6 protein-coding genes are annotated in these 4,577 nt (G+C 64.1%); 2 read left to right on the top strand and 4 right to left on the bottom strand.

From position 1 onward, the window contains the following. Positions 1 to 496 precede the first annotated feature (496 nt). Complete coding sequence (locus AB0H42_RS35460) at positions 497 to 880, top strand: hypothetical protein (RefSeq protein WP_357064199.1); 384 nt, start codon at positions 497 to 499, stop codon at positions 878 to 880. Between the two features lie 219 nt (positions 881 to 1,099). Here the strand turns inward: AB0H42_RS35460 and AB0H42_RS35455 are convergent, their stop codons facing one another. From AB0H42_RS35455 to AB0H42_RS35440, 4 genes are all read right to left on the bottom strand, one after another. Beyond that, complete coding sequence (locus AB0H42_RS35455; protein ID WP_030519308.1) at positions 1,100 to 1,435, bottom strand: hypothetical protein; 336 nt, start codon at positions 1,433 to 1,435, stop codon at positions 1,100 to 1,102. 347 nt (positions 1,436 to 1,782) lie between these two features. Further along, positions 1,783 to 2,139: a DUF4253 domain-containing protein gene (locus AB0H42_RS35450; protein ID WP_357064196.1), complete on the bottom strand. Its 357-nt coding sequence runs from the start codon at positions 2,137 to 2,139 to the stop codon at positions 1,783 to 1,785. Beyond that, positions 2,123 to 2,644, bottom strand: a complete 522-nt coding sequence (locus AB0H42_RS35445) for a hypothetical protein (RefSeq protein ID WP_357064193.1) — start codon at positions 2,642 to 2,644, stop codon at positions 2,123 to 2,125. The genes AB0H42_RS35450 and AB0H42_RS35445 overlap by 17 nt, the downstream gene beginning before the upstream one ends. 368 nt (positions 2,645 to 3,012) lie before the next feature. Further along, on the bottom strand, positions 3,013 to 3,318 hold the full coding sequence (locus AB0H42_RS35440; RefSeq protein WP_357064190.1) for a restriction endonuclease: 306 nt from the start codon (positions 3,316 to 3,318) through the stop codon (positions 3,013 to 3,015). Positions 3,319 to 4,045: 727 nt separating this feature from the next. On the opposite strand from AB0H42_RS35440, the gene AB0H42_RS35435 reads away from it, so the two are divergent. Next, positions 4,046 to 4,474 (top strand): hypothetical protein, encoded by a 429-nt coding sequence (locus AB0H42_RS35435; protein ID WP_357064187.1) that lies wholly within the window; start codon positions 4,046 to 4,048, stop codon positions 4,472 to 4,474. The last annotated feature ends 103 nt before the right edge of the window (positions 4,475 to 4,577 follow it).

Below are 4,577 nucleotides of genomic sequence, written 5' to 3'. Positions count from 1 at the left end.
GTTTATTTGTTTTTTTTTTTTTTTGGTTTTTTTGGTGGGGGGGGAGGCTGGGGCCCCCCCAACTCGATTAACTTGAGAGTGCGGCGCGCTCTGGTGTGCAGGCGCGCCCATCACCGCCTTTCTGCCTCATCACCATCACGACTATGGTCGTGCTCGCCGCCGGCTCGGACCGCAGCCGGCGGGCTTCGCCAGATCCTGGGCGATCTCCTCGAGACCTTCCATTAATCGATAGGGCATCGGAGTCGTACTCCGGTGCTGCAGGAGCTGTTTGCGCGGATCGCGGGGATACCGCCCGACCAGCTCGACGATATGTTGTACGGATCGGCCGCGATGTCGGCCGTCCGGAAAGAGGGAAAGTATAAACACCTGGAGGGATCTGGACCCTTCCACCCGGAAGGCACTCCTGCGGGGCGAACCTGCCGGCGATCCCGAGACCGATCGGATCGGGAGGGCATATGCGGAGAAGAAGCTTGGACGATCTCAGCTCCGAAAGTTCTTGATCGGTATCCCCATCGGCCTGGTCGTGGGTCTGCTACTGGGGACGTGGGTGGCGATGGACAACCTACCGGTTGGGGCTGTCGCGCCCGTATTGATTGCCTTCTGGCTCAGCTACTGGTTCTTCGAGGCCCGCCGCAAGCTGGCCCTGATCCGTCTTTTGAACGTCAGCCATGGGGCACCCCGGGTCCCGGTCGCGCCGGGGGCGCCGGAGGCACTGGAGATCAGGGTGCCGACTGTCGGTGTCCTGCGGATGATGCTGCCGTTCCTCGGGGCTTTCGCGATACGGTCGCCGCAGGACTGCTTGCTCTCGGTACCCGCGATTGCGGCGGCGGCCGTGGTCCTGGCTATCCCGGTAATCGCGTATTTCGGCTACCGAACCTGATGACGACCCGAGCGACTTGCCTGATGACGACGGGCGAGTCGCCACCACCATCCCCGACCTCACCGGCGAAAAGACTCGTGAGTGGCGGCAGTTCGTGGTCTGGGCGCGGGCCAACGACCAACCGCAGCCGCCGCCATCAATCTATGGCTCAGTAACAGTTGAGGGCGGGCTCGCGCCCGCCCTCAACTGCTGCTCGACTTCGAGACACTCCTAGTCAGTTCAGGGAAGAACCTGCGGGACCACGTCGGGATTCACCGCACCGACCAAGGCGCCGATCAGCCCACCGAGGATCGGCCCACCGGAACCCGTGGCCGAACCGACCGCCGAGCCGATACCGGCGCCCAGAGCAGCGCCGTTCAACACGGGATCGGGGTACTGGGCGCCCGGGTTGGTCTTGACGTCCTGAGGCTCCTCCAGCGGAATACCGGCGATCGGCGTGGCCTGCGCATCGGCCATCGGCCCGGCGTCGGCGGAAGCGCCTCCGGCGACGACCGTGGCGGCGATCAGCGGCAGTGTCGAGGCGACGACGGTTTTGACGACATTGTTCGAGATCATTGCTCGCCTTTCGAACGAGTTGTGAGGTTGCCGAAGGGTATCCGTCAACACGGCAGCTCCCCACCGCTGGAAAGGCTCTGACAGCGGATTCCCGCCGCGCCCGGAGTCATCGGGTCTATCGGCACGCCTGCCGAGGAGCGATCGTTCGAACCGTTCCGGCCGTCAGGCCAGTGGGTCGTCTTCACGGCGAGCCGGATGGATTACGTATGACGTGCAAGAAAGATATTGAGGTCCATGAACAACGGCGTTCGCCACGCTGGGACCGCGAAAGTGAGTGTTCGGAGGCACCGATTGTGTGGCTGGACCGCTCTGAGCGCATCGCGTCGGTCGATAGTGGTCCCCGGTAGTCAGTCCCACCACGGCCGCCACATCGGCTGCAGCAGTGTTTTCGCCAGCCTGTCCAGCGTGGCATCCTCGTCGAAGGGGACCTCATCGGCCACGTGAGGACAATAGAGGGCCGCCTCGAGGGCGGCTTCCAGTGCCGGGGCCCGCCCTGGGATGGGCTCGAGGTGCCGTAGCCACATCACGTCGCGGTCGAGCGCGACCAGTTCCACCCTCCACAATGCCTGCCAGCGCCGCAGGATCGTCGCATGATCACGCCAGCCGACGTCGTAGTTACATGCTCCCATCCACCCGAGCCGTCCCGGGACCAGCCACGGCCGGGCGACGGGCACCAGCAGCATCCGGTCATAGGCGTACCCCACGGCCTCCCAGATATCGGTCCACCCGGAACGACCGGAAGTCCTCACCGACGCGATCGAACACGGCTTCCGACCAATCCTGTTCACCCCGAGGGAACGCGTCGGTGTCGTCGCCGCCGCGTTGGACACGAGTCAATATGTCGATCAGCCAGGTCCGGCTGTCACCGTCGAACTCGGTCGTCCCCGCGGGCACAGTGCACATCGAATCAGCAGTGCCCACATTCTCCAAAGTGTCGCCGGTGGCGATGATCGGCCAGAACCCCGTCACGGGATACAGGCAGCGCAACCGGTCCCACAGGTCGACGGCCGAGTATCCGGGCTCGACGTCTGCCACCCACACCGACTCACCATCGAGATCCAGACCCGGAACCCGAAGAAACGGCCGGTGGTGGACATCGATCTGCAGTAGCACCGACAGATCGCCACCAGACCAGGTCCGCTCGGGTACCGGCGAGGACCCGGCCTCCGGTTCGGCACGGAACGGTGATACGTCGAAATCCCATGCCATGCTGTGTCCTTCGGGTCTATCGGCATGCCGGCGGGCCGGTATATCGGCCGCTCCGGTCACCGCGGCGAATCGGTCTCCGGAACAATCGCATCTCCCACCGACACAGCATCGAGACCACGGTGGTGCGGGAACTTCGGTGAGATGTGCTGGTCCCGGTCAGCCGATCTTCACCGTCGTGCGTGGCGCGCGTGCTGACTGCCTGCTGCTGCCGCCTCCGCAGCGAGCTCATGATCTGACACCAACGTCGGCGGCGACCACACCATCAGCGGAATCTCGGTGATCACCGACTGAACAAGGCCCGGCAAACCCACGCCGTCCACGAGCAGGCACTACTGTGACCAGACACCATTTCGCTACCGCGCCACGGCTCATGTCCACGGCGCGGGGATCGCACCCGCGTTCCACTTCGCCAGCGTGACGTTGTCCACCAACCGGATCCCAGTACGCTCGGCCGTCTGACGCGCCGAGCGGGTGAAACGCGACGTCGTGACCAGGACCGCGACGTCGTAGGTGTGCCAGGTGCTGATGCTACCGACGAACTGCTGCATCTCCCGGTCACCCACCGCATGGTTGATGTTGTAGCGCTTGGCCTGCACGATCAACCGCCGACCATCGGCAGTGACCGCGATGACATCGGCTCCACGGTCTCCGGCGCCGCAACCAATACCGGGCATAGAACGCGGCACCCACCCCGGCGAGCAACACGATCACCACGGTGATGACGGCCGCGATGTTGTCGCGAGCGAACTGCACCGCCGGCACCCCGACGACGAACACAGCGATCCCAGCCATACCCAGCACACCGGCATCGGACGAGCGACGACGACGTCTACCCACATGCACACCCCTTTGCTCCACGAACCCCTGCCGCAATCGGCCAAGGAGACTGTAGACCCAAGCCCCGACAAGGCGACGTGAAACCAGCGCTCGCCCTGCAGTTTTCAACTCAAACGCGCAAGGGGCGTACTCGGTGCCGGCCCGCACCGAACGCGGGGTCGCCAGTCGGCGCCACCAGGTAATAAGAGGCCTACTTCCAACCCTCTCCGCAGGCCATGCGCGAACTCGCCAGCTTACCCGGCCCGGCGGGCAACCATTGCTAACCAGGGATTACGCCATATCCGCCCGGGAATCGGCGAATACTACGGGGTCCGTGTCGCGCACAGGATCGTGTCGTCACCGGCGCAGGTCTGCACACAGCCCTCGTGGAAGGCCTGCGGTCGTCCCGGCGAGGACATGATTCACGACCGGTCGCATGTTTGTGACAATGTAGACACCATGTCACGTCTCCTCCGAAACGCACCCTCGCGCCGTAGGTTTCGCTCGCACGCAACCATAACCGTCGCTGTCCTCGCCTGCGCTGCGGCGGCCGCTGCGGGATGTGGGCAGGCGAAGAAGGACACCATGAAAGTGGGAGACTGCGGCTATTTCACCCAGGGACAGAAGAACCGTTCCTGGGACTTGCAGCATCGCGCGTGCAGCGACCCGGAGGCAGCGCTGATCGTCGTGCGCGCAGCCGAGAAGACCGAATGTGCTGATTTCGCATACAGCTGGACTTCTCGCGGGACGAAGTCGAAGGACACGTTTTCAGTCTGCACCCACCTCAACGCCCGGATCGGTGACTGCTTCACCGATCCGGAGAGCCAGTATGCGCATCTATATCGCCTGCGGAAGGCACCATGTACGACACCGGGGGCATACCAGGTGAATACCCGTGTCGACCGCGACGGATACGACGTCTGCGCCGACGCGAGAGCCAAGCACGAGCAGACCGTCAGCATCGTGCATCAACAGCCGCCGGTGTCGTTCTGCCTGCATCGAGTCGACGCCTGACCACCCCACTAGGCCGCGTTTCATAAGCCGTGGCCGGATAACCACAGGTTGATTGCGGCGACGCGGACCGTGGCCAGGTAACGGACAGCGAGTTTGTCATAGC

The sequence above is a fragment of the Nocardia sp. NPDC050799 genome, from assembly GCF_040654015.1.
Classification (GTDB): Bacteria; Actinomycetota; Actinomycetes; order Mycobacteriales; family Mycobacteriaceae; genus Nocardia.
This window is presented reverse-complemented; position numbering and strand designations above follow the sequence as displayed.